The 23,855-nt window shown below is 69.4% G+C and carries 21 protein-coding genes; 10 read left to right on the top strand and 11 right to left on the bottom strand.

What is annotated here, in order from left to right; translation table 11 throughout:
- Nucleotide 1: 1 nt before the first annotated feature.
- Nucleotides 2–1,585 carry an IucA/IucC family protein gene (locus IO33_RS0105925; protein ID WP_031161006.1) on the bottom strand — a complete coding sequence of 528 codons (1,584 nt, stop codon included), beginning with the start codon at nt 1,583–1,585 and terminating at the stop codon, nt 2–4.
- 498 nt (nt 1,586–2,083) lie between these two features.
- Between IO33_RS0105925 and IO33_RS0105920 the strand changes: the two genes are divergently transcribed.
- From IO33_RS0105920 to IO33_RS43845, 7 genes are all read left to right on the top strand, one after another.
- Nucleotides 2,084–2,842, top strand: a complete 759-nt coding sequence (locus tag IO33_RS0105920; RefSeq protein ID WP_031161005.1) for a response regulator transcription factor — start codon at nt 2,084–2,086, stop codon at nt 2,840–2,842.
- A complete protein-coding gene (locus IO33_RS0105915) occupies nt 2,839–4,329 on the top strand; it encodes a sensor histidine kinase (protein ID WP_051926429.1) in 1,491 nt (496 codons plus the stop codon). Before IO33_RS0105920 ends, IO33_RS0105915 begins: the two co-directional genes overlap by 4 nt.
- Before the next feature lie 223 nt (nt 4,330–4,552).
- A complete protein-coding gene (locus IO33_RS0105910; RefSeq protein WP_031161002.1) occupies nt 4,553–5,287 on the top strand; it encodes a response regulator transcription factor in 735 nt (244 codons plus the stop codon).
- A 145-nt stretch (nt 5,288–5,432) separates the two neighbouring features.
- The gene (locus IO33_RS0105905) at nt 5,433–5,879 is read left to right on the top strand and encodes a hypothetical protein (protein WP_051926427.1); all 447 of its coding nucleotides are present in this window, start codon (nt 5,433–5,435) and stop codon (nt 5,877–5,879) included.
- 94 nt (nt 5,880–5,973) lie between these two features.
- Nucleotides 5,974–6,894: a hypothetical protein gene (locus tag IO33_RS0105900; protein ID WP_031160998.1), complete on the top strand. Its 921-nt coding sequence runs from the start codon at nt 5,974–5,976 to the stop codon at nt 6,892–6,894.
- Nucleotides 6,895–7,060: 166 nt separating this feature from the next.
- Nucleotides 7,061–7,321, top strand: coding sequence for an SHOCT domain-containing protein (locus IO33_RS0105895; protein WP_031160995.1), 261 nt, complete (start codon nt 7,061–7,063; stop codon nt 7,319–7,321).
- Between the two features lie 567 nt (nt 7,322–7,888).
- Nucleotides 7,889–8,752 carry a hypothetical protein gene (locus IO33_RS43845; RefSeq protein WP_051926426.1) on the top strand — a complete coding sequence of 288 codons (864 nt, stop codon included), beginning with the start codon at nt 7,889–7,891 and terminating at the stop codon, nt 8,750–8,752.
- Between the two features lie 161 nt (nt 8,753–8,913).
- Here IO33_RS43845 and IO33_RS0105885 read toward each other — a convergent pair whose 3' ends face one another.
- The 10 genes from IO33_RS0105885 to IO33_RS0105840 form a co-directional block, all read right to left on the bottom strand.
- Nucleotides 8,914–9,222 (bottom strand): EthD family reductase, encoded by a 309-nt coding sequence (locus IO33_RS0105885; RefSeq protein ID WP_031160993.1) that lies wholly within the window; start codon nt 9,220–9,222, stop codon nt 8,914–8,916.
- Nucleotides 9,223–9,242: 20 nt separating this feature from the next.
- Nucleotides 9,243–10,898, bottom strand: coding sequence for an alpha-keto acid decarboxylase family protein (locus tag IO33_RS0105880; RefSeq protein WP_031160991.1), 1,656 nt, complete (start codon nt 10,896–10,898; stop codon nt 9,243–9,245).
- Nucleotides 10,899–10,916: 18 nt separating this feature from the next.
- On the bottom strand, nt 10,917–11,732 hold the full coding sequence (locus IO33_RS0105875) for an MBL fold metallo-hydrolase (RefSeq protein WP_209438810.1): 816 nt from the start codon (nt 11,730–11,732) through the stop codon (nt 10,917–10,919).
- 29 nt (nt 11,733–11,761) lie between these two features.
- The gene (locus IO33_RS0105870) at nt 11,762–12,757 is read right to left on the bottom strand and encodes a sugar phosphate isomerase/epimerase family protein (protein ID WP_031160986.1); all 996 of its coding nucleotides are present in this window, start codon (nt 12,755–12,757) and stop codon (nt 11,762–11,764) included.
- A gap of 2 nt (nt 12,758–12,759) precedes the next feature.
- Complete coding sequence (gene iolE / locus IO33_RS0105865; RefSeq protein WP_031160984.1) at nt 12,760–13,674, bottom strand: myo-inosose-2 dehydratase; 915 nt, start codon at nt 13,672–13,674, stop codon at nt 12,760–12,762.
- Nucleotides 13,671–14,210, bottom strand: coding sequence for a hypothetical protein (locus IO33_RS0105860; RefSeq protein WP_037684910.1), 540 nt, complete (start codon nt 14,208–14,210; stop codon nt 13,671–13,673). The genes iolE and IO33_RS0105860 overlap by 4 nt, the downstream gene beginning before the upstream one ends.
- Nucleotides 14,207–15,319: a ferritin-like domain-containing protein gene (locus IO33_RS0105855; protein WP_051926425.1), complete on the bottom strand. Its 1,113-nt coding sequence runs from the start codon at nt 15,317–15,319 to the stop codon at nt 14,207–14,209. The genes IO33_RS0105860 and IO33_RS0105855 overlap by 4 nt, the downstream gene beginning before the upstream one ends.
- Nucleotides 15,316–17,241, bottom strand: coding sequence for a GMC family oxidoreductase (locus IO33_RS0105850; RefSeq protein ID WP_051926424.1), 1,926 nt, complete (start codon nt 17,239–17,241; stop codon nt 15,316–15,318). Before IO33_RS0105850 ends, IO33_RS0105855 begins: the two co-directional genes overlap by 4 nt.
- Before the next feature lie 76 nt (nt 17,242–17,317).
- Complete coding sequence (locus tag IO33_RS43840; protein WP_107069230.1) at nt 17,318–18,736, bottom strand: glycoside hydrolase family 15 protein; 1,419 nt, start codon at nt 18,734–18,736, stop codon at nt 17,318–17,320.
- Nucleotides 18,737–19,748: 1,012 nt separating this feature from the next.
- Entirely contained in the window at nt 19,749–20,453 is a 705-nt protein-coding gene (locus IO33_RS0105840) for a TetR/AcrR family transcriptional regulator (RefSeq protein WP_051926423.1), read from the bottom strand.
- Between the two features lie 90 nt (nt 20,454–20,543).
- On the opposite strand from IO33_RS0105840, the gene IO33_RS0105835 reads away from it, so the two are divergent.
- From IO33_RS0105835 to IO33_RS0105825, 3 genes are all read left to right on the top strand, one after another.
- A complete protein-coding gene (locus IO33_RS0105835; RefSeq protein ID WP_031160974.1) occupies nt 20,544–21,596 on the top strand; it encodes an alcohol dehydrogenase catalytic domain-containing protein in 1,053 nt (350 codons plus the stop codon).
- Between the two features lie 156 nt (nt 21,597–21,752).
- Nucleotides 21,753–22,208 (top strand): DUF485 domain-containing protein, encoded by a 456-nt coding sequence (locus IO33_RS0105830; RefSeq protein ID WP_031160972.1) that lies wholly within the window; start codon nt 21,753–21,755, stop codon nt 22,206–22,208.
- Nucleotides 22,205–23,821, top strand: coding sequence for a sodium/solute symporter (locus tag IO33_RS0105825; RefSeq protein WP_031160970.1), 1,617 nt, complete (start codon nt 22,205–22,207; stop codon nt 23,819–23,821). Before IO33_RS0105830 ends, IO33_RS0105825 begins: the two co-directional genes overlap by 4 nt.
- Nucleotides 23,822–23,855: the final 34 nt, after the last annotated feature.

The raw sequence follows: 23,855 nt of genomic DNA, 5'->3' as shown, positions 1-23,855 counted from the left end.
GTCAGCGGTGGCGGGCCAGGGGGCTGGGGACGGGAGTCCACCGGGCGAGGCCGGAGTCCTGCGCCAGGCGCATCGCGACGGTCGCCTTCAACGGCAGCGTGTCCCCGAAGAACACCTCCCGGTCCCCCGCCGCGTCGGGGAGGCCGGCGTAGACGTTCCGGCCGACCGCGGCCACCGCCGCCCACAGCTCTTCGGGTTCGGTTCCGTGCGTGCGCGACAACACGTCCACCAGTTCGCTGAAGACACCGCTGAGCAGGCCGCCGAACAGCTTGGTGCGCAGTGCCGCCTCGTCGTTGCCGGCCCGGGTGCCGGCCAGCGGCGGCAGCGAGAAGCCGTGCCGGGCGAGCCGGCCCGGGTGGATGCGGACCCCGTCCAGGTCGCGGTAGAGCACCCGCACCGGACGTCCGTCGCGCAGCACGACGAGCGTGTTCTGGCCGTGCGCCTCCAGGGCCACGCCCAGGGACAGGAGCGTCAGCGCGGGCGGCAGGACGAGTCCGGCGAATTCCGCCAGCCAGGTGACCGGGTCAGCGCTCACCATCCGGGCCCCGGTGCCGTGGACCGCGGTGAGCGGGACGGCGATCTCCTGGGAACCGAGGTGCCGTTCGCCGGACTCACGGATCATCGCCGCCAGGCTCGCCGAGGGCGTGCCGTCCACGCGGATGGCCCCGCCGGCGAGTTCGCGCAGGATGCGCAGGCTCTCGCCGTGTCCGGCCTTGTCGACTACCGCGGTGACCAGCTCGGACAGTGGGGGGCCGTCAGCCACCTCTGCCGGCGAGATGGTGCGCCGGTAGTTGGTGACCTGCACGTCCAGCGCCGTCTTGATGTGGCAGCCGGACAGGGCGTCGAGGGGGGACAGGGTGCGCATCGACAGCAGCGGGCGGGCGGCGATCGTACGGTCCACGACCGTCAGGCCGGTCTGGTGCGGCAGGACGTGGTCGCGCTGCCAGGGGTGGAGCGGCATCAGGACGGTGTCGCCGTCGCGCAGCTCTTGCGGCCAGTCGCCGGTGCCCTGCCAGCGGTCGGCCGGTACGGCGACGAGCGCCAGGCCGACGACCGGGTGGTGCTCGGGCGCGTAGGCGAGGACCTCGGCGACGGACATTCCGGTGCGGGTACGGCAGCAGGGGTGCTGTGGATGGCCGTCGACCACGGCCTGCTCCGCGTCGACGGAGTCCCGTACCTCGTGCGGTTCCGGGTTGGCCGCGCGGGCGAGGGCCAGATTGGCGACGCTGTTGTCGAGCTCGGCAGCCAGCCGTGATGCGCCCTGCGAGTGGGCTGCGAGGGCGGCGAGGAGCCGTACCGGCTCCTCGATCGGGCCCTCGGGGCCCCGCACGGTGAAGTCGGCGGGGATCGGGGCGAATCGTTCGGCCGCAGCGGCAGGACCCGAGAGCTGTCCACCGGCCGTGAGGCGGATGACGAGGGAGCCGTCGTGGCGGCGGTCGACGACACCCGGCAGGGGTTCGCGGGCGAGGGCGCCCCATAGTCGGCCGAGCACCGTGGCACGCGCACCGGGAAGCGCGGCCTCGAACGGCTCGACCAGATCGGGTCGCACGTGGCGCAGTTCGTCGTTCGTGCTGCTGTACGGCATGTTTCACCGTCCCGTGGCATAGGAAAGCAAGGGGGAGGCTGCGGAAGGAAAAAGAAAGCGCGCAATGCGAGCACCGCCCGAGATCAGCCGCTGACAACGTTACGGGATCGTTAGTTAACTGATCGCCAGAGAAAAGGAAGGCCGGTATCAGAATCGATCCAGCATTCCGCGCGCTCGGCCGTCCCGAAAAATACAGCTGTCGTCGGACAATGTGCGGGATGTCCTGTGTGCCCGTGGTGAGGGGCCAAGCGACGACGCCGGACCGGCGCTTGGACAGGAAGCGTTTGCTGGGCGACGGAGCCGGCGCTGCCCTTTCTTAACAGATTGCTTGCACAACGCTGTACTTTCGCTGACGTTCTGCTGGGCGCGGGCTCCGTAGGGTCGTCGAAAGGCAGGAGACGGTAAGGAATACGGTTGTTCAGGTTCGCCGAAGGTAATTCACGCGACACTGAGCCGTTTTCCCGGCGCGGCGCCCTGCTGGCCTGTGAGTCTGTCGGCATGCGTGTCTTACTGATCGAGGACGACGACCGGGTCGCCGGCCCGCTGGCGGAAGGCCTGAGCCGTTTCGGGTTCACCATCGAGCACGCCCGTACGGGCGCCGAAGGACTCGCCGCGGCGGAGGCCGAGATGGTGCTGCTGGATCTGGGGCTGCCGGACATGGACGGCATCGATGTCTGCCGGCTGCTCCGGCTGCGGTCCCAGGTGCCCATCATCATGATCAGCGCGAGAAACGACGAGGTCGACCGCGTCCTCGGTCTGGAGCTGGGGGCCGACGACTACCTGTCCAAACCGTTCGGGGTGCGGGAACTGGTCGCGCGGATCCGGGCCGTCTTCCGTCGTACCCGGCCCGCCGCGGCCGAGCCGGTCGCGGTCTTGTCCGCTGCGGGCGGCGGCCACCCCGTTCCGGTGGCCCACGTCCAGCGGATCGGACCGCTGAGCATCGACCGGCGGGGCCGCCAGGTCCACCTGCGCCGGCGCTCCATCGCCCTGTCGCCCAAGGAGTTCGACCTGCTCGCCCATCTCGCCGACGATCCCGGCGCCGTCCGCACACGACAGCAGATCCTGGACGCGGTGTGGGAACCGGACTACTTCGGGCCCACCAAGACCCTGGACGTCCACGTCGCCGCACTGCGGCGCAAGCTCGGCGACCCCGCCTGGATCGACAACATCCGCGGCGTGGGATTCCGGCTCATGCCACCCACCGCCGGCGCGTCCACCCGGCGGGCGGAAGAGAACGACGAGGGAGGCGACCGGTGACCCGCCGCCTCCTGCTCAGCTATCTCAGCCTCACCCTGCTCGTCCTGCTGTGCCTGGAAGTACCGTTCGGCTACGTCTACGCCCGCGGTGAGATGTCCCGCTTCACCGGCAACGGGCAGCAGGCCGCGGTCATGCTCGCAGAGGTGCTGGAGGAGAAGGTCGAGCGGCGGTCCGTCACCGACGTGCCGGAGCTGGTGGAGAGCTTCGCGCAGCGCACCGGCAGCCATGTCGTGGTCGTGGACGGTGAAGGAAGACTGCTCGCCGACTCCCGCGACGCGGTGCCCGCCGGGACGGACCTGTCCGCGCAGCCGGACATCGCGGCCGCCCTGCGGAACGGGTCCCGTGCGCGGACCCAGCGGGATCCGGCTCTCGACGAAGCGGCCTTCTTCGCCACCGTGCCGGGCGCCTCGGGCGCAACGGTCCGCTGCGTCGTACGGGCGTCCTTTCCCCTCACGACGGTGACGTCCAAGGTCCATGACGCCTGGCTGGTACTGGCGGCCGTAGGACTGGGGGTGCTGGCGGCCGTCGCGTTGATAGCTCTCGCGCTGGCCCGCTGGATCACCCGCCCGGTGCGGGCGCTGGAGCACGCCACGACGCAACTGGCCGACGGCACCCTGAAAGACCTGCCCGCCACCGACCTCGGGCCTCCCGAGCTACGACGCCTGGCCGCCAGCTTCGTCCGGACCGCGACCCGGCTCCAGCATCTTCTCAAGGCACAGCACGCGTTCGCCTCGGAGGCCTCCCACCAGCTGAAGACCCCGCTGACCGCGCTGCGGCTACGGCTGGAGAACTTCGAGCCGCACCTCGACCCGCGTGCCCAGCCCAGCCTGGACGAAGCGGTGGGAGAGGTGGAGCGGCTCAGCCGGATGGTGCACGGGCTGCTCGCACTGGCCCGGCTGGAGAACGCGGCGACCACCCCGGAGGCCGCCGACCTCGACTCCGTCGTCGCCGACCGCGCGGCTGTGTGGACCGCCTTCGCCGGCGAGCATCGCGTGGACATCGCCGTCGTCGGGCCGAAGATCGGCCGGGTGCGGGCCATTCCCGGTGCCCTGGAGCAGATCATCGACAACCTGCTCTCCAACGCGCTGCGGGTCGCACCGCCCGGCACCACGATCACTTTGGCCACCGCCTGGGCGGGCGGAACGCCCGCAACCGTGGAGCTGCACGTGATCGACCAGGGTCCGGGCATGACCGAGGAGCAGCGGCGGCGCGCCTTCGACCGCTTCTGGCGGGCGAACGACGCCGACCACGAAGGCACCGGCCTGGGCCTGCCCATCGTGCAGCAGCTCGCCCGCGCCTCGGGCGGCGACGTGACCTTGCGGGCCGCGGTCGGCGGGGGACTCGATGCCGTGGTCCGCCTCAGGACCGAGGACGTCCACCGCACCGCCCCGCCTCGACGTCCCCGGCCGGCGATGTGGGCGAAGCAGGCAGCGGTGCCTGCCCTCCCCGCCGAACCGCCCCGTGCCGTATCCGACCGGCAGCAGTGAGGCGGTGGAAGCACACGGGCGCGCCGCGCGCCCATGTCGAAACATTGGCCATCTGCTGACACGGCGCTGGCGGGCCTCTGGCCCCGAGCCGCCCTTCTCACCCGTAGGGTCGTCGCGACAGCGCACCCACACGATCACGGACACAGCGATGCCGACGAACAGCGATCCCTCGTACACCGCAGGGGCCGAACAGGTCGTCCCGGCCGAACCACCAGCGGAGACCATGCGGCTCCTGCTCGTCGAAGACGACGACCGGATCGCCGGACCCCTCATGGAGGGGCTGAACCGCTACGGCTTCGCCGTCGACCACGTCAAATCCGGAGCCTGCGCCCTGACGGCCTGCACCGCCGATCTCATCCTTCTGGACCTCGGACTGCCCGACATGGACGGCATCGACGTGTGCCGGGCCCTGCGCACCCGCTCCGCCGTCCCCATCATCATGATCACCGCACGCGGCGAGGAGACCGACCGCGTCGTCGGTCTGGAAGTCGGAGCGGACGACTACCTCTCCAAGCCCTTCGGTGTACGCGAGTTGGTCGCCCGGATCCGAGCCGTCACCCGCCGCACCCACCCCGGCAGACACGCCCCACCGCACACCGGCGCGACAGCGGGACTCCCCCTTCAGCGCACGCAACTTCCGCAGGAGCGTGGCGTCCAGCAGCTCGGGCCGCTGACCATCAACCGGCGCACCAGGGGCGTCGCCCTCGACGGCCGCCCGCTCACCCTCACCCCGAAGGAATTCGATCTCCTGGCCCAACTCGCCAGTGATCCAGGCGCGGTGCACTCCCGCCAGCAGATCCTGGACACGGTGTGGGACCCGAACTACTTCGGCCCCACCCGCACACTCGACGTGCACGTGTCGGCGCTGCGCCGCAAGCTGGGCGACCCGGCATGGATCGCCACCGTCCGCGGCATCGGCTTCCGGCTCACCGTGCCCGGCGACAGCGCCTATGCCTGAACGGCGGCACACGGAGTCGTGCGCCGCCCGAACAGTCCCCGTTCGAGTACGTCGACCGCGTGCGAAGAGGCACACGACCGCCTCGCACGCGCCCCCCGGGCACCACGGTCCAGGACGACGCGTACGAGGTGAGTAGGGTGTAGCCGTGATCGCCTCGCAGCCCGCCCCGAGCACGGCCGCGGCCCGCCACCGCCGGGTGGTGCGGCCGGCCGTGCTGGTCGCGGTGCTGCTCGGGCTGTTCCTCATGCACGGCGGCCCAGCCGCGGCCGACGGCGGTTGCCACGGGGCCATGTCTGACACGGCGGTCCTGCAAGCAGCCCCTGGCACGATGACCGCGCACCCCGTGGAGGCCTCCGGGACCGCGGGGGAAAAGCCCACCGCGCATGCGGGCGAGGCCATGCGGGGCGCGCTGTGCCTTGCCATCCATCCCCGCTCGGAGATCCCGCTGCCGCCACTCGCCGCGGTCGCCCTGGTGCTCCCGGCCGGCGTCCTGCTGCCATGGGCCCGGCGGGCGTACGGCGACACCCGGCATCGCGGGCCACCGGCCGGCGGGCGCTCACTACTGCTCCAGGTGTGCATCGCGCGGACGTGACGAGACCTGCGGACTTCGGCTCATCGCTTCGGTCCCGCACAGGTCTCACGTCCACCCGCGCCACGTCACGGCGCCCACCTGGAAAGACACACCCATGTCCCAGCGTCTGCGGACGACTCGCCATGCTCTCGCGGCAGCCGCCGCCACGGCACTGCTCACTCTGGCCCTCGCCGCGTGCGGCTCCGGCAACGACTCGGGCCGCTCCTCCGCCATGCCCGGCATGGACCACGCAAGCGCGCCGTCCCCGTCGGCATCGGCCGACGGGATGGGGTCGATGCCCGGTATGGAGACCGCGTCCACCGGAAACGGTCTGGCCGCCGCGAAGGACGGCTACCGGATGACGTCCGCGGCCTCCACCCTGCCCACCGACGAGGCCGCCGCCTTCCCCTTCACGATCACGGGCCCGGACGGCAAGCCGGTCACCGACTTCGCCGTCGACCAGACCAAGCGGATGCACTTCTACGCCATCCGTTCCGACCTCACCGGCTTCCAGCACCTGCACCCCACCATGGCCGCCGACGGCACCTGGACCGCGCCGCTGGCCGCACTGCGACCGGGCCTGTGGCGGCTGTACGCCTCCTTCACCCCGGACAGCGGTTCCGGCAAGGGCGAGGACCTCGTGCTCAGCCGCACCGTGAAGGTCCCCGGCACGGCGAGGGCGACGACCCTGCCCGAGGTGTCCGGCACCACCACCGTCGACGGCTACACCGTGGCGGTGAAGGGGGACCTGATGGCCGGCATGGCCCACGAGCTCACCGCCTCCCTCACCAAGGACGGCAAGCCGGTCACCGACCTCCAGCCGTACCTCGACACCTATGCCCACCTGACCGCCTTCCACCAGGGCGACACCGCCTTCGCCCACCTCCACCCGGAGACCAAGGTCGACGGCGACCGCGGCGGACCGGCGCTGAGCTTCCACGCCGTGTTCGCCCGGTCCGGCAACTGGCGGCTCTTCCTCCAGTTCCGGACCGGCGGAAAGCTCCACACCGCGGCCCTCACCCTGCACGTCGGCTGACGGCCACGCCCCGACGGCTGCCCGGCCCGTCCACCCAGGTGGTGGACGGGCCGGGCCCCGGCCGGCCGCGGGCGCCGAGCGACCGGCGCAGGGCCGAAGAGCCCTGGCACCCCTTCAAGGCCGGAGGGACAGTAGGTAGAGGAAGCCACCTTGGGAGGTGGGCAGAGTGTGGTACTGGCATGGCGGTGGCTGGGCCCTGATGGCCTTCATGCCCATCGTGTGGATCGTGCTGCTCGGCGTCGTCCTGTGGGCGGTGGTCCGGCTCACGCACTCCCCGGGGCACTCCAGCGGGCCGGGTCCGGGGTGGCAGCCGCGGGAGACGCCCGAGGAGATCCTCGACCGGCGCTTCGCGTCGGGTGAGATCGACGCGGACACCTACACCGAGGCACGCGAACGCCTCGCCGCCCACAGGCCGAAGCCCCAGTGAGTGCGGCGCGGCGGTGGGCGTGCGGCAGCGGCCGCTGATCGCGAGCTCGTGGTCGCCGATCCGATCCGTGGCGCGACCCGTGTGTGGAGCTCGGCAGTTCCAAGGCCGCGCACAGGCGGCTGTCGTGGTGCCGAGCCTGAGTCGGCAGCCTCGTCCCGCCGGGTGACGCCCGGTCCGCCGTGCGGCGGAGCGCGGTGGTCCGCGTGGGGGATGTGCCCGGCCTGTCCGCCGCGAAGCCTTGTGCCGGAAAGGACGGCGGACTTACGGAGGCTGCGGTGGCTGTTCCCACCAACTCGCCGACACGCGTCGATGCCGGGCCACCGCCCGAGGCCACGGCGTGGACGACGTGGTGGCGGCGATGGCCCGGGTGGGCGCCGCGCGCCGCCCTCGTGTGGGGCGTGGGGGATGCCGTCGTCCAGACCGCGTGGGCGGTGACGGGGACCAGCGTGCCCGTGAAGCCGCACGAGACGTACACAGCGGGGGGTCCAGTTCGCCCTCGCGGCCCTCGCCGTGCTGGGCGGCGCCGCGGCCCAAGCCACCTCCCGGCCGCTCGGCAGACCCGGTCGGGTGGTGGTGTCGGTGGCGCTCGCCGCTTCCCTCCTCGTCTTCGGGGCGGGCGCGCTGGGCGTGACGGAGATCCTCGTGACGCTGGTGACGCTGTCCGGGATCGAGAGCGCCACCGGGGTGGTCCAGATCCTGCTGAACACGTCCGGCGCCGGCTTGCTGCTGATGACCGTAGTGGCGCATCGCCGCAGGCGCCGGGGCGGGTGCCCGCGGTGCGGGCACCCGCACACCAGGGCCGGCGACGGTCCGCTGGTCCACCCGGGCGCCTCCATGGCCTCGGCGCGCACCCAGGTGACGGCGTACGTCCTCATGTGCGGCCTGGTGCCGTGGGCGGGCCTCAAGACCATCTGGACGCTGGGCGGCGACGCGCTGGGCGTCACGGCGGAGGGCTGGCGGAAGCTGAACGAGGGCGCGGGGGCCGCCGGGTCACTCGCCTCGGCCGGGCTCGACGCGTCGGTGATGGCCGCGCTGCTCGGGGTCTTCCTGCTGACTGGGCTCATGTACCGGTGGGGGATGGCCTTTCCCCGCTGGACACCGTTCCTGTCCGGGCGCCGGGTCCCGCGCCTGCTGCCGCTGGTCCCCGCCTGGCTGACCGGCGGAGCGCTGTCGGTGTACGGGGTGGTCCTCAACGTCATGGCCCTGCTCAGCGCCATCCGGGTGATACCCGCCTTCGAGCCGAAGCCGCCGTTCACCACCAGCGCGGACCTCACCTGGATGGTGTGGTTCGGCGGCCTGGCCTTCGGCGGCCTCGGCTTCGCACTCATCGTGGCGGCCCGCTCCTACGCGGCTCGCACCCGCTACATCTGCGCGAGCGCGGACACAGCGGAGGCGGCGGGGTCTGACGGCGTCGACGTCGAAGCCCGGTGACCGGCCGACGTACGGGCAGGACGCGGGTGCAGCGGGTGACGAACCGGGGCCCGTGGAACCCGACGTCCCCGCAGTGTCGTGCGACAGCCCGTCCCGCCAGGGGGCCTGTCGGGCCGTCAGCCGCTCACTGCGAGGACACCACGACTCGGAAGGAGTCGAGATCAGACCTCTTCGACATCCAGGAAGAGGAGCCGCACCCCGCCGGTCGCCAGCTCGAAGGCCTTGGCGACGAACGCCGATGCCTCTTCGGTCGTCACAGCCCTGCTGGCCGCGTCGTAGTCGGCGAAGTACATGTCGAGTACGCGGTACGCCGGCGTCGCGCTGCCGTCCTCCTTCGGCCAGATCTTCGCGCTCTCGATCCGCTGGACTCCGGGGATCTTCTGCGCCAGATCGAGCTGCTCGTGGTGACCGGCCTCGAAGGCCTCGGGGGACTTCGGGTTCTCGTAGATTGCAGTGATCTTCGTCGGCACGATTCTCTCCTCGTGTTCTGCTACTGGGCTTTCCACTTCGCATTGTCGGGAATCGACTTGTTCGGCACGCGGACCTGGATGATGGAGGGGCCGCTCACGTTCTCCAGAGCGCCCGTCACGGCATCCCTCAACTCTCCATACGTGCCGACTTCCCACCCCCGGCAACCGAAGACCTCGGACAGGAGGCTGTAGTTCCACCGGTGCAGGATGCACGGCTTGTAGAACGGCTTGTCGGCATGGAAGACCGATGCATCGGCGAGCCACTGCTCCACGGCGTAGACGCCGTTGTCGATGACGAAGATGATCGGATTGAGGTTGAAACGAGTCTGCGTCGAGAGGCACTGGGCGGTCATCTGGAAGCCGCCGTCGCCCGTGAAGACCATGGCCCTCTGGTCGGGCCGCTTCGCCAGGGAGATACCGGTCGCAGCCGGCCCGCTGTAGCCGATCGACGAGTACGACGACTGGACGACGAACCCGCCCGGTCCTGGCACATCGAGCAGCAGGCTGCCGAAGTAGTTCATGCTCGCGTCGGCGCTGACGATGGTGTTCCTGTCGATGTACCGCTGGATGAAGTTGTAGAACCCCTGGTACGTGATCACGTCGGACGAGCCCATGGTCGGCGCGCTCTGCGCCGGCCTTTCCGGCAGCCTCCGCACCTTGGGCGCCACTTTTTCAGCCAGGATGCCGTCGATCAGATGCTCCAACGCGACCTGTCCGCCGAAGTAGGTTCCCAACTTGACCGCGTCGAACGACGCGAATGCGGTCTTGTCGTAGTCCGGGTCCCAGCCCAACGAGTTGATGTCCGTCAGCCACACACCGAGGGCCAGCACGAAATCAGCCGTCCCGACCAGATCCGTGACGGCCGGCGCTGACGCCTGGCCGTCGAGGACGCCGGCGAACAGCGCATCGTCCTCGGACAGGACGGACTTGCTGAGGAGTTCCGTGACGAAGGGGACGTTCAGTTGCTGGATCAGGCTCAGGGCCTTGTCCTGCAGGCCGAACCGGTCGATCTCCACACCAACCCAGATGAGCGGGTTCTCGGCGCTTTCGAGCCGTTCGCAGATCCGCGCGACCGACTGCTCCAGGCTGGTCTCGTCCGACAGGATCCTGGCCGGCTTCAGAACGCCCCTCGGCGGCTCGCATTCCAAGTCGACCATGTCCTGGAGGAGCTCGATATAAATCGGGCGCCGTTCTGTTATGCACTGGGTGAGTGCATAATCGATCAGCGTCGGCGCAAGGTCGGGGTTGTCGACGCGTACGGTGGCGGCCGTGATGTGCTCGAACGACTGCATGTCCGTTTCGCGTCCGCTGATGAAGTGGTGCGCGCTGAAGCCGGTCTGCTCGAAGGTGAGCGTCTTCTTGATACTCGGCGTGCCGTTGATCAACACCAGCGGCACCTTTTCGACGTAGGCACCGGCGACGGCGTTCACGGCACACAGCGCACCCGCGGAGTAGGTGACGCAGAGGGCCCCGATGCCCTTCAGCCTCGCGTACCCGTCCGCCGCGTATCCGGCATTGACCTCGTTGACTTCTTCTACGATTTCAATGCTGCTCGGCGTGACGTAGTGGTTCAACCAGTCGATCGAGTAGTCGCCCGCGATGGAGAACAGATGCTCGAGGCCCAGTTGGCGAAGCCGGTCTACCAGATACTGCCCTACGGTGCAGGTCTCGTTCACGTCTGGATACCTCCGCGGTCAGTAGTCGCTCGCGCCGCCGAACAGCCGGGGCATGTAGATGTCGAATATCCCCGGACACTTGCGTTCGGGATACCGCTGGAGCATGAAACCCTTGAAGGCGTCGCCTGCCAACCCGTTGCCGATCGCCTGCCGGGCGGCCGAGAGGTACTCGATGTTGCGAGCGACTTCGTTTTTGTCGGCCGGCAGGCCGTGGCCCGGCATGAACAGATCGTAGTCCGATAGCAGCATCCCCTGGAGCACCCGGATCCAGTGGTCCATATGATCCGTCAGATACAGATGGGTACCGCTGTAGATCAGGTCCTGAGTGAAATAGACTCCCAGATCAGGAAGCCTGATCGTCAGGTGGAAGTCGATTTCGGTTTCTGTCACCCGGTCGAAGATGTACCTGACCCCGTCGATGGTCTCGGTGCCGGGGCCGACGGCTTGCTTGGGCACGACTATCTGGTCCGGAACGAGGTCGCCCAGTTTCCAGTGGTCGCTCCTCGAGGCTTCTCCATGCTCCTGGATGAAGCTCATGGTCTCGGGCAGCGCGTGGATCGCGATGTCGCTGAACGCCGCTCCCAGGCCGAACCAGTGGTCGGGGTGCCGGTGCGAGAGGTACAGCCTTTCGATCGGCTTGCCCAGGCTGTCCGCGTAGTCCCTGAACGCCCTTGCGTAGGGAACCAGGAACTGCCCGTCGACGAGGACCAGTTGGTTCCTGGTTTCGACGATGTGCGTGGCGTTCGCGATGTTGTTGTACGCGAAGGAGGAGACGAAGGTGTGGATACGGACATCGCCCTCCTGCTTCACGACCATGATGATGGGATCTGACACCTGAGCCAGCATGCGGGACCTTTCCGAGGTCATGTGGTGTGCTCTCGCAGTTCCGCCAACGCAGCCCTCGCGACGTCGTAGGCGCTGTCCCCGCCCGGTACCGGGTCGTCCTCGCCCGGGCGCCAGAATCGCCGGCGTGCCATGCGCATGGAGCTGTCGAACGGTGGGATCGCGTTGAACACTTCGATGAGGTACGGCCCGCGGTACACCGGCTCGATCTCGTTCAGGATGATGTCCCAGGGGATCCAGCTGTCCTTCACCGCACCCCGGTCGGGTGCGGATATGTGGACGTAGGAGAGCCGATCCCGCCGCACGGCTCGCGCGATGTTGTCCCTGAAGACCGACGGCCCCTGGCTTTCCATCACCACCTGCGCGGTGTCGATCGTGACACCGCCCTGCGCGTGCCGGAGGCTGTCGAGGAAATCGAGCACCTCCGAGACCATGTTGGGCGGGGGCGTCTCCCAGCTCTTGACGGGTTCGATCGCGAGCTGTACTCCGCGCGCCGCGGCGTACTCCGACAGCTCTTCGAAGACGGAACGCGCCGCGTGATAGCGCGGCTTCATCCAGTCCTGGAGGGCGTCGCTCCACAGCGGTTCATTGGTGTCCGTGGCCGGAAAGACGCCGTAGGGGTAGAGGAAGGGCCCTGACATGATCGAGTCGCCGCCCAGGACCCGCGTGATGTCAACGCGTGACTTGAGGTAGGACAGGGCCTGTTTGCGCTGTTCCTCGTACGGTGACGTCGGGTCGAAGGTCCGCGTGGTCCCGACGTTGGTGGTGAACTTGGCGTCCTGCAGCCCTGCCTGGTCGAAGGCCTTCCTGAGGCCGATGTAGCTGTCGACCTCAAGCTTGTGGTCGACGGTCGGGGGCTGGGAGGCGATGTGCACGTCGAAGCCGTCGTAGCCCATGTCCGTGAGGGCCTTCAGATGACGGATCAGGATCTGGGTGTAACCCGGGTCCTGCGGCCGCAGGTCGGCCGTGAACATGAAGAAGCTGAAGAAGACGTCTCGCCTGAATGTCGCGTTCATCGTCACCAGCCCAGGACGTCGGCGAGGTAGGCGCGGGCCTTCTGGGCGTACTCGAGCGGGTTGGCCTTGTTCGGGTCCTGCTCGGCCTCCACGACCAGCCACCCCTGGTAGCCGGCGTCGGCCAGCGCCTCCAGGATGGGCCGGAAGTCGATCGCGCCGTCTCCGGGCACGGTGAAGACGCCGAGCTCGACGCCCTCCTGGAACGACAGGCCTTCTTCACGCACCCGGCTCACGACCTCGGGCCGGATGCTCTTCATGTGGACGTGGCCGATGCGGTCGGCGTAGGCCTGGGCCATGTCCAGTGGATCGTCGCCGGCGAAGGCGATGTGGGCGGTGTCGAGCAGGAGGTGCACCAGGTCCGGGTCGGTCGAGGCCATCAGCCGGTCGACGTCGGCCCGGGTCATGACGCCGGTACCCATGTGGTGGTGGTAGCTGAGCTTCATCCCGGCCGAGCCCGCGATCTTGCCGAGCTCGTTCAGGCCCGAGGTCAGGGCGTCCCACTGGGCATCGGTGAAGACCGGGCGGTTGGCGAAGACGTCGACCGGGAGCAGGTGCGACGACGCTCCGAACTCGGCCACGACCAACTCGGTCCCGCCCAGCGCCTTGACATGGGCCAGCGTCTCCTCGAAGGCGGCGATCGTCTTCTGCCGCATCTTGCCGATGGTGAAGTAGGTGCTCGTCCAGGGTTCGGACACCTGCAGGCCGCGGAGATCGAGCGCGGCTTTGAGCGCGGCGGCGTCCGAGGGGTACTTGTGCCCGATGCTGCAGCCCTGGAAGCCGGCGAGTGCCATCTCGCTCACGGCCTGGCCGAAGGAGATGCCGGCGTCGATGGTGGGGAAGTCGTCGTTCCACCACAGGGTGCAGCAGACGCCGAGCTTCACCTTGTCCGGGCCGAGGCGGTCCGCCAGGTCGGTCATTTCGTCGCCCCATTCAGGTAGCGGTCCTCGATGCGGGGTGGCTGAGCCCAGGAGCCGTAACCGGGGGCCTTCGCACCTGGCGGATTGGCCCCGATGGCCCGCCACAGCAGCCCCTCCTGATAGGAAGCGGCCGTGACCGTGGAGGTCTCGCCCGCGGCATGGGCTCCGTAGCGGTCGGTCCACTCGGGTGGCAGTGCGTACCACATCCCGGCGTACCAGAGCTTGATCACATTGCGGGCCACCGGGCCGAGGCGGTCGTCGCTGAAGATCCGGTGGCGCAGGGCGCGATCGAGCAGGGCCCGATCGGGCAAGGTCCGGTAGGGCAGGGCCCGGTCACGACCGCCGGCGTCAACGGCCGCGTCCGCGCGGGCCGCGCGGTGGGCGTCCAAGAGGGCGGTGACGACCTCGTCCCCGCAGGCGGCCTGCACTTTGGCCAGGTAGTCGCGGGCCAGACCCGTGCCGAGCAGCACGGTCTCCTCGAAGGCGGTCAGGTCGACCGACAGGGAAAGGAACTCCTCGAACGACGGGGCGGTCACCGCGTCACCCCCTGGGTACGCTCGCCGGCGGCCGGTGTGGCCTCCGGATCGGACCCGAACGCGACCGGGATCTCGAAGGTAGGAGCGGCGTGCAGGCCGTCGCTGCCCGGCAGGGGATTGCGGACCAGCCGGTTGAACCCGTCGCGCAGCCGGAACATGTCGCAGACGGCGTCCTGCAGGAGGCCCGGCCGCCCGTTGAACGCCTTGGTGAGCAGGGCGAGGAAGGCCCCGTAGGCGGCGTTGAAGTCCCGGGCGACACCGGCGAGTTCCGACCCCGCCGGGTAGTCGGCGAGCCGGGCACTCACCTTCACCGGGTACACATCGTCCCAGGCGACACTGAGCGGCGGCCCCGAAGGCGCGTCGGGTTCGTCGCCGACCTGGTAGTAGCGGCCGAGCTGCAGCTGCCGGAACCGGTAGTAGTGGGCCAGCTCGCCGTCCGCGTCGTAGATGCCGGAGTCCAGGCCCTCGCCCTGAGCGGCGATGAAGCGCAGTGCCCCGCAGGCCGAGTCCAGGTCGGAGACGACGATCACCTTCCCGCCGCCGGAGTAGAAGTACTCGGGCCCCACCTGGAGGTCCGGGTCTCCGGAGAAGAGCTTCGGGTCGTCGGCCGCCACCTTCTCGAGGCCTTCGATGATCTCCGCGTAGAACTCGCCGATGCTGTAGAAGCGCATCCCCTCGGCCGTCGGGCTGAAGGCCAGGACCGGACTCCCGCTGTCCGGTGTGCGCACCAGCCGTGCGTCGGCGCTGGGAGCCTGGCCCGGCCGCTCGATCTTGCAGAACGTCTCCACCGCCTCGGGGGACAACGGCCGCAGGTCGACGGTGAAGTCGTTCTCGCCGTCGGGCAGGTAGGCCGGGTAGGACGGCACGAAGCCGGGGCGGTTCAGGTCGGGCTTCCCGCCGATGGCGTTCAGGACGTTGGCGACGAGGGTCAGGTGCAGCATCTCCTCCACCGCGACCACCCGGATGATGTGGGCGGCATCGGAGTTGGTGGTGGACCGTATGGAGTAGTACGCGGTCAGGTACGGCGGGATGGTCGCGTGCTCCAGGGCCAGCGCCACGTGCAGATAACTGATCAGGTCGTCACGGTTGTTGATGGTCGACGCGGTCACCGGGCCACCTCCTGAGGCCGGCGCCGGCCGGCTTCGGTCGAGGTGACCTCGACCGGTGCGGTCTCGGAGTCGAGCTGGGCCAGTATGGCGCGGGTGCTGCGCAGGCACAGGGCGGCGATGGTGAGTGTCACGTTCGACGTGCCCACGGTGGGCATGCTTCCCCCGCCGACCAGGTAGAGGTTCTCGTGGTCCCAGCTCCGCTGATCCGCGTTGACCACCGATGTGGACGGGTCGCGGCCCATCATGTGGGTGCCGGAGAGATGGTTGCCCCCGCGGATCTCGTACCCCTCGCCGCCATGGACGGCGTAGCCCCAGAAGTTCGGGTCGTACTCGGTGTGGTCCTCGGCCCCGAGGCGGGCGAAGATCCGTCGCGACAGCTGCCTGGCGTACGCCACCCCGCGCATCGTGTAGTCGGGGATGTCGTAGGTGAGGATGGGCCGCATGTTCCCCAGCTGGTCGGTGTAGGCCGGGTCCACGGTGATCCGGTTGCTCGGGTTGGCGGGGACCTCGACCATGAAGGCCAGTTGCAGCTGGCGGGAGACCCGGTCCACCAGGCCCTGGCGGAGGGACTCGCCGTAGCGGCCACCGGCGTCCACCAGGTCCATCAGGTCGGTCATCGGCGCCCCTCGGGCCCAGCCCCAGCCGTCGTTGTGGATGTCGACGCTGAACGCCGCCTGGCGGCGGCGGAAGCGGCCCCCGCGCAGGTCGGTGATGCCGCCCGTGCAGTTCGTGCCCCGGAAGGTGCCGGCCACCTCGGGGAGCAGAGCCCACGCCAGCAGGTAGGCGTGGTCCATGAAGTTCCGCCCCATCAGGCCGCTTGAGCTGCGCAGGCCGGAGGCCAGCATCAGCCGGGGGTTCTCCACCGCGTTGGCGGCCAGGATGAACAGCCGGCCCCGGGCTCGCATGGTGGTGAAGTCGGGGCTGTCGGGCCGGTCGTAGTGGCGGTACTCGATCTCGGTCACCCGTCGGGTCTGCTCGTCGACGTGCACCTTGTAGGCCACCGCCTGGGCGACCAGGTCGACCCGGCCGCTCTGGAGGGCCACCGCGAGGGTCTTGCCGGCGTGGTACTTGGCCTGCACCGGGCAGATGGGCACGCAGTTGTTGTTGCCCTGGCAGCGCCCGCCGACCTCGACCTGGTAGGTGCTCACCGCGCCTCGCGGCACGTAGCCCTTCCCGCCGTCGAAGGCCGGGTTCGGTATCCCGTTCCGCCCCTGCGGGAACGGCCGTACCCGCAGCTCGCGCCGCTCCCCGTCGAGCTCGACCGGCATCCCGTCGAGGTCCTTGGCGACCATCCGGTCCAGGTAGGACAGGGGCAGCCCCTTCATCGGGAACACATAGCCCTCGTCGAAGGTCATCCCGAGGTAGGCCTGGTCCTCCACGTCCGCGGAGACGCCGATCTCGCGTTCGGCCTCGTTGTAGTACGGGGCGAGGTCCTCGTAGGTGAGCGGCCAGTCGGCCCCCTCGCCGTAGAGCGTGTGCATGCGGAAATCCTCGGGGAGCATCCGCAGCGTCTTGGCCTCCCAGTGCATGGTGGTGCCGCCGAGGACCCGGGTGTAGGTGGTGTCCGTGGCGAAGGGCCCGCTCTGGACGAGGTAGGCCGAGGCGTCGGGCGCGCCCGGGGAGATGCGCCGTGCGTCGGTACCGCGGGGCATCGGGGCGCCTGCGACGACCGGGTAGGGGGACTGGTTGTCCTTGCCGGCAGCCGAGTAGAAGCGGTCGAGGTAGCCCTCGTAGCCCCTCAGGGTGAGGTCCTCGGCCGGGCCCGCTTCGAGTATCAGTACCCTCTTGCCGGCGTCGCTCAGCCGCGCGGCGATGAGGGCGCCGGCGATCCCGCCGCCGACGATGACGGCGTCGTAGAGGACTTCGGCCGCCGCCGCGGGGGCGGTTCGCTTCGCCGCCCCCTCGGGGAACTTCGCGTACATGGGGCAGTCACTCCTCCGCTGCCGGGCGCGGTCGGGACCGGTGTGGGGTCGAGGATTCGAGTCGGTCGGCCATGGGTCAGACGGCCTCGGCCCGGGCCCGCATGGCGGACAGGTAGGCGGCGTAGCTCCACGTCAGGTTGTGCACGCTGCGCTCGAAGCCGGTGGTGCCGTCGAACTGCTCGGACAGCTCCAGGTTGTCGCTGTGGTAGATGACGGCCTGCACCATGGCGTCACCGGTCGCCGTCAGGGCGGCGGCGGCTGCCGCCGGGGACGTCGACGCGTCGATGCCGGACTGGGCGAAGAAGGGTGCGGACAGGTCGTCCACGGGCACCTTGCCGCTCGACTTGATCGTGGCGGCCAGCTTGTAGTGCAGCTCGGCGACGTTGCAGGTGGAGAGGGCCCAGGGGTGGCCGCCGAGCACCGGGTGCGCGGTGTCACCGTCGTAGACGTCGCCCGGGTAGCGGCCGAACAGCGGCCCGATGCCGAAGCTGTCCTTGTCGGCCTTGTTGATCGGGTAGAAGGCGATGCCGCCCTCCTCCCACTGCGAGCGCAGTTGGGCCGCTGTGGCCAGCAGCTTGGAGTCGGTGACCGGAACGGCGCCGTAGACGGCCGACTGGACGATGTCGATGTTCGGGTCGTAGCCGCTGACGACCGGGTTCTGGGGCGAGGGCTGGGACCCGTCACCGGGGTCGGCCAGCATGCTCACGTACTTGCTCCCGTCCCAGTGGCCTGCAAGGGCCTGGCGCAGCCACTTGACGGCCGGCCGCAGTCCGGTCGGCTTGTCGATGCCGACGATGGTCGAGGCCTGGATCTCCTCGAAGCAGCGCAGCTGGGCGGAGCGGGCGAAGAAGCTGTACCCGTTGTGCTCCTCCCACAGGTTCGTGGTGGGGCCCTGGTAGACGCTGAGGAGGTAGGCCACGTTCGCGTTCACCAGGTCGACCGCCCGCTTCTGGGTGCCGACATCGAGCTGGTCGTAGGCGGCCAGGATGGTGATCGTCTGCAGGGCCGGCCCGTCGTTCTGCTCGGTCCACGGGCGGGCGTCGCCGGCGATGTTGAAGCAGGCGTGACCCTTGGTCAGCGGCGGCTGGGTGTTGGAGTGGCAGAGATCGGCGAACTGCACGTAGTCGTTGAGCGTCTGCACCGTGCCGCCCGGGCGGGTGGGCATGCCGGCCTGGGCCACCTCCATGGCCGTGATGGCGCCGTCGCGCACCCAGTTGAAGACGTAGTCCTCGTCGATGCCGGGGGTGTCGGCCGGGAAGGACGGGGCGGCGATGATGCAGCCCGGCTTCGAGTTCCGGGACATGTCGCCCGGCGACTGCGGGTCGCTGAAGACGAAGCCGTCACTGGCGATGTTCCGGAACATGAAGGTGTACATGATCGGCACGAGCGACGGCAGGTCCACCGCTCCCGGAGCGAAGGAGATCTGGACGTTCGCCCGCGCTCGGGAAGTGCCGGCCGGTCGGTTCGAGCGGGCGGGCGTGCTGGATTCGGACATTGCTGAACTCCCCCGTTGTCTTTCGGGCGGGACTATCGGATTCGGTCGGCACCCCGCCACGTGGATCAAAGGGCTTGGGAACCGAGTGCGCCCATGCGTTGCGTCCATCGGGTGTGTGAGCTTGCGGCGCGAGCAAGCCGGAGGGACGCAACAATAGGATGCAGATTGTTCATAAGGAATTCGATGACGTCAGGCCGCGAGTTCATATCGCTGCCGGTAATGCCTGACGCGAAGACCATGGTCACGTCATCAGCGGCGCGCGGGAACCATCGAGATCGCCCAGTGGGCCGTGGGCGCGTTCCGGTCGACCCGGTCGACCTGGGCACACGAACCGCCCGTACCCTGGCGGCCGCGCGGGTGCGGCAGGCCCTCGCGTGAGCCACGCGCGCGGAGTGGCCGGGAGGACGCGCGGGCAGCCACGGGACCTCCCGTGACCGGACGGGTTGTGAGTATGTGAGCAACCGTCAGAAAGCCTTGCGCGTAAGAGACTTCTCAAGCGGAGCGCAGCCCCGCGGGGCCCCGGCGGCGTCGCACGCCCGTGAGGCGGGGCAGGCGGACCGGTCGTCTCGCAGCCGCGTTTTCGCCGTGGGGACGGGGCGACGGGAGTGGCGCACGGCAACGCCGTCAGGCCTGCGATGACACCCTGAATCAGGTACCCGAGTCGACGCCATTCCCCTAATCGCATTAATAGGGAATGCATTCCTTCGCCCCCCGTTTTCTCACCAGCGCGCGACGCAGAGACTTTCCGGCAGCGGGTCCCATGGCAGCTTTTCAATGAACGGCATGGAGGAATTTTTGAAGCAGCTGAGACGTGACCGTTCCACGCGATGCGTATGCCGCTTGGCGTGCCTTTATCTTTGCGTACCGCAGGCTACAGTTAGCCGGGCAGGCACCGCAAGAGAAAATTCCAATGTTGCGTATGAGGTTGAAATAAACGAGTGCAGCTTACTGGTGCATAACCGTGCGTCGAATCCTGGCGGTGCGCGACCCGACGTCAACAAGTCCGGACCGGTCAGGGCGTCGGACTCTTCCGCTCGGGCCTGCCCTTGCGGTATCGCTCCTGCAGCAGTCGCCCGGTCTGGGTGGACACCGGCGCGGCGAGCAGGGCGGTGACCAGGTCGACCAGCCGGCTGGTGAACAACCGGTCGTCCCTGCGAGGGCGTCCGGCGGCCCGGGCGGCGAGTTCGGCGTGGCAGAACCTCATGGCGGTGAAGCGGGTGTGGAACACCGCGACCGACTCGGGAGCCAGCAGCGGCTCCACCAGGCGCCGCCAGGGATAGATGCTCGACCCCTCGGTCACGACGGCCTCGACCAGGGGTTCGGGGCGGTTGAGCAGTTCGGCCACGATCTGCAGGAACGCGCGGCCGCCGTCGGGGTCGGCGAGTTTCGCGGCGGCCGGCAGCACGAGTGCGGCGGCGAGGGATCGCAGGTCCACGGCGCCGCCGTCCTCGTACTGCTGCAGCAGCACCTCCCGGCGGGCGTCCACCGCGGGGAGGTGCTTGTCGAGCACGGCACGCAGCAGACCCGCCCGGTCGCCGAAGTGGTACTGCAGGACCATCGCGTTGCGCTGGCCTGCGGCCCGCTTGATCTCGTTGAGTGACACACCGTCGACGCCCTTCGCCGCGAACAACTGCTCGGCGGCCCGGATGAGGGTGGCGCGCGTGTCGCCCGCCTTCCGGCTCCGAGGCGACGTGGCCTGCGTCTCATGTGCTGTCACGGTTGCCCATGCTAGCGTCGCCAGGCCGGAGTAATACACGTGCATTAACGACTGATAAAGGCGCCTTGGTGCGCCGCGGGAGTCAATCCAGTGAAGGCACTGACCTACCACGGCCCCCACGACATCCGCTTCGAAGATGTCCCCGACCCGGCCGTCACCAGCCCCACCGACGCGGTCATCGAGGTGACCACGGCCGGCATCTGCGGCAGCGACCTGCACATCTACGGCGGTCACGGGTTCACCCCGGAGACCGGTTACACCCCGGGACACGAGTGCGTCGGCGTGGTCACCGACACCGGCGACCGGGTCACCCGGTTCAAGCCCGGCGACCGCGTCCTGGTTCCCGCCTCGGTCGGCTGCACGCTGTGCGGAACCTGCGCTAAGGGACTCACCGCCAGGTGCGAGCGAGCACACGCGCCGACGGACCTCTGCTACGGAGTGAGCCCGCACCTCCCGGGAAGTCAGGCCCAGTTCCTGGCCGTGCCCCATGCCGATGTCAACCTGGTGCGCCTGCCCGAAGGCATCTCGGACGAGGCGGCGGTCGTTCTCACGGACAACGCCCCCACGGCCTGGTACGGCTGCCGCCGGGCCCGCATCCAGCCGGGCGAAACGGTTCTTGTCATCGGCCTGGGCCCGGTCGGCCTCATGGCCGCGCAGTCCGCCTTCACGATGGGTGCGGCCCGTGTGCTGGGTGTGGACCTGGTCGCGGAGCGCCGGGCCTTCGCCGAGACCCTGGGCGTCGAGCCAGTCGAGGGCGAGGACGCGCGAACGGCCGTACGCGAGATGACGGCAGGGCGCGGACCGGACGCCGTGGTGGAGGCCGTGGGCTCGGACGCCACCATCGGGCTGGCCCTCAAAACCGTCCGGCAGGCGGGACGGGTCAGCGTCATCGGCGTCAGCCAGAGCAAGGCCTTCCCCTTCCACATGGGACTGGCGCAGATCAAGGAGCTGGAGTTCGCCATCGGTCTGTGCTCGATCCATTACGAACTCCCCGCCCTGATCCCCCTCGCCCAGGCCGGCCGGATCACCCCGGAGGCCGTGGTCTCCCACCGCTTCGGCCTCTCCGAAGGCCCCGCCGCGTACGAACTGTTCAACAGCCGTGCCGCCGGTGTCCGCAAGATCCTCCTCGACCCCTCCCGTTGATCCGCGGACCGGCCCCCGTCCGGGGGAACGGCATCGTCCCTGAAACGTAACCAACGGCGGACTTACAAGCATCCCAACCAGTCGGTATGGTACGCGGCCCGGAGGCTCCTCCCCCGTTCACCTCCACGGATTCACGCCGTGACGGAAGGCCAGGCCATGACATACGCCGACGAGAACCAGTACCCGCCATCAGGACCGGCCGGATCGCCCTGGTCCCACACCCAGCCCCAGTGGTACGGATACGACGCCCCCGGACACGACTGGTACGGACACGCCACGTGGGACGAGCCTGTGGCGCAGGCTCGTCCTCACCAGGACGACCTGACCGCCCTGCGCTCGGCGTACCGGCTGCTTCGCCGGATCTCCACACTGACCGCGCTCGGCTCCTTCGTGGTGTACGTCGTACTGTCCTGCTCCGCGCCGGGCCTGATGGGGTCCAAGATCGCCGGGGAGCTGAGCCTGGGAATGGCCCTCGGAGTCCTCCAGCTCGTGGTCACCTTCGCGGCGGTCCACTGGTACGGACGCAGCGCACGGCGCTCGGTGGATCCGCTGGCCCGTGTCATCAGGGAACGGACGGCCCCCGCCGGCGGCAACGCGGGAGTGGCGAGATGAACGACTTCAGTTCCGGGACGCAGGCCACCGTCCTCATGCTGTTCACCGTCCTGGTCACCGTCACGCTGCTGATGTGCGTGATGGCCGGCCCGGACCGCGACGATCTGACGAACTTCTACACCGGCTACCGCTCGCTCACCCCGCTCAAGAACGGCCTCGCCATCGCGGGTGACTACATCTCCGCGGCCACGGTGCTGAGCACCACCGGCATCGTCGCGCTCGCCGGGTACGACGGCTACGTCCTTGCGGTCAGCACCGCCCTGTCTCTCGTTCTGCTGATGTTCCTGCTGGCCGAACCTCTGCGCAACGCCGGCAGGTTCACCATGGGCGACGTCCTGGCCCGCACCATGCCGGGGCGCGCGGTGCGTGTCGCCGCCTGTGTGGTGACGCTCGCGGCCACCCTGCCCTTCCTCGTCGTCCAGCTCTCCGGGGCCGGGTCGCTGCTCACCTTCATCCTGAACCTGCCGCACGTGGCCGGTGCCAGGACGGTGTGCATCGTCATCGTAGGCAGCCTGATGATCATTTACGCGGCGCTCGGCGGGATGCGGGGCACCGCGCTCATTCAGATGATCAAGATCGTGCTCCTGCTCGGCACCAGCGCCGTCGTCGCCGTCCTGGTCCTGAACCGCTTCGACTGGAGCCCGGGCGACCTGCTCAGGGCCGCCCAGCACGGCAGCGGCGCGGGCCCCGCCTTCCTCCAGCAGGGCCTTCAGCTGGGCACCTCGGCCACCGAGCGGCTGGACTTCATCGGCCTGCAGATCACCGTGGTCCTCGGTGTCGCCTGCCTGCCCCACATCACGATGCGCCTGTACTCCGCCCAGGACGTGCCGGCGGTGCGCCGCTCCATGTCGTGGGCGGTGGGCACGGTCACCACGTTCTGCCTGCTCGTGATCATCATGGGAACGGGCGCGGCGGCGCTGGTGGGATCGCGGTACATCACCGCGGCCGACCCACAGGGCAGGACATCGGTCCTCATGCTGTCCCAGGTGCTCGGCGGGGCACCCGGCTCCGCGGGCACGACGATCCTCTACTCGGCCGTGGCGGGCGTCGTCTTCATCACCTTGCTGTCGTCGGTCGCGGGGATGACCCTGGCCGCGGCCTCCTCGCTCGCCCACGACCTGTTCGCCCATGCGGTGCGGCGGGGGCTCTCGAAGCCGCGTACGGAGATGACGGTGGCGGTGTGGACGAGCGTGGGCGTGGGAATCGTCGCCATCGGGCTCTCCGTCCTGGTCCAGAACTGGAACGTCGGGGTGCTGACCACGCTGGCCATCTGCATAGGAGCCTCGGCGGTGGCGCCCGCGCTCACCTACTCCCTGTTCTGGCGCGGATTCACGCGCACCGGCCTGCTCGCCACCCTCTACGGCGGAGCGGCCTGCGCGCTGCTGCTGATGGTCTTCTCCCGGGCCGTCTCGGGCACGCCGGCCGCCGTCTTCCCGAACGCCGACTTCGACCTGTACCCCCTGCAGTCGGCCGGACTGGTGTCCGTCCCGTTCGGCTATCTGGCGGGCTGGCTGGGCAGCCGTCTCGATCACCGGCGCCGCGCCGCCGCCAGCCGGGAGAACCGGCGGCTCTACGAGGAGAGCGAGGCGCGGCTGCTCGCCGCAGCCGAGTGACGGGGCGGCGGGAGCCCCGCGACGGCCCGAGGCG

This window comes from Streptomyces durhamensis (genome assembly GCF_000725475.1).
In the GTDB taxonomy this organism is placed as follows: domain Bacteria; phylum Actinomycetota; class Actinomycetes; order Streptomycetales; family Streptomycetaceae; genus Streptomyces; species Streptomyces filipinensis.
This window is presented reverse-complemented; position numbering and strand designations above follow the sequence as displayed.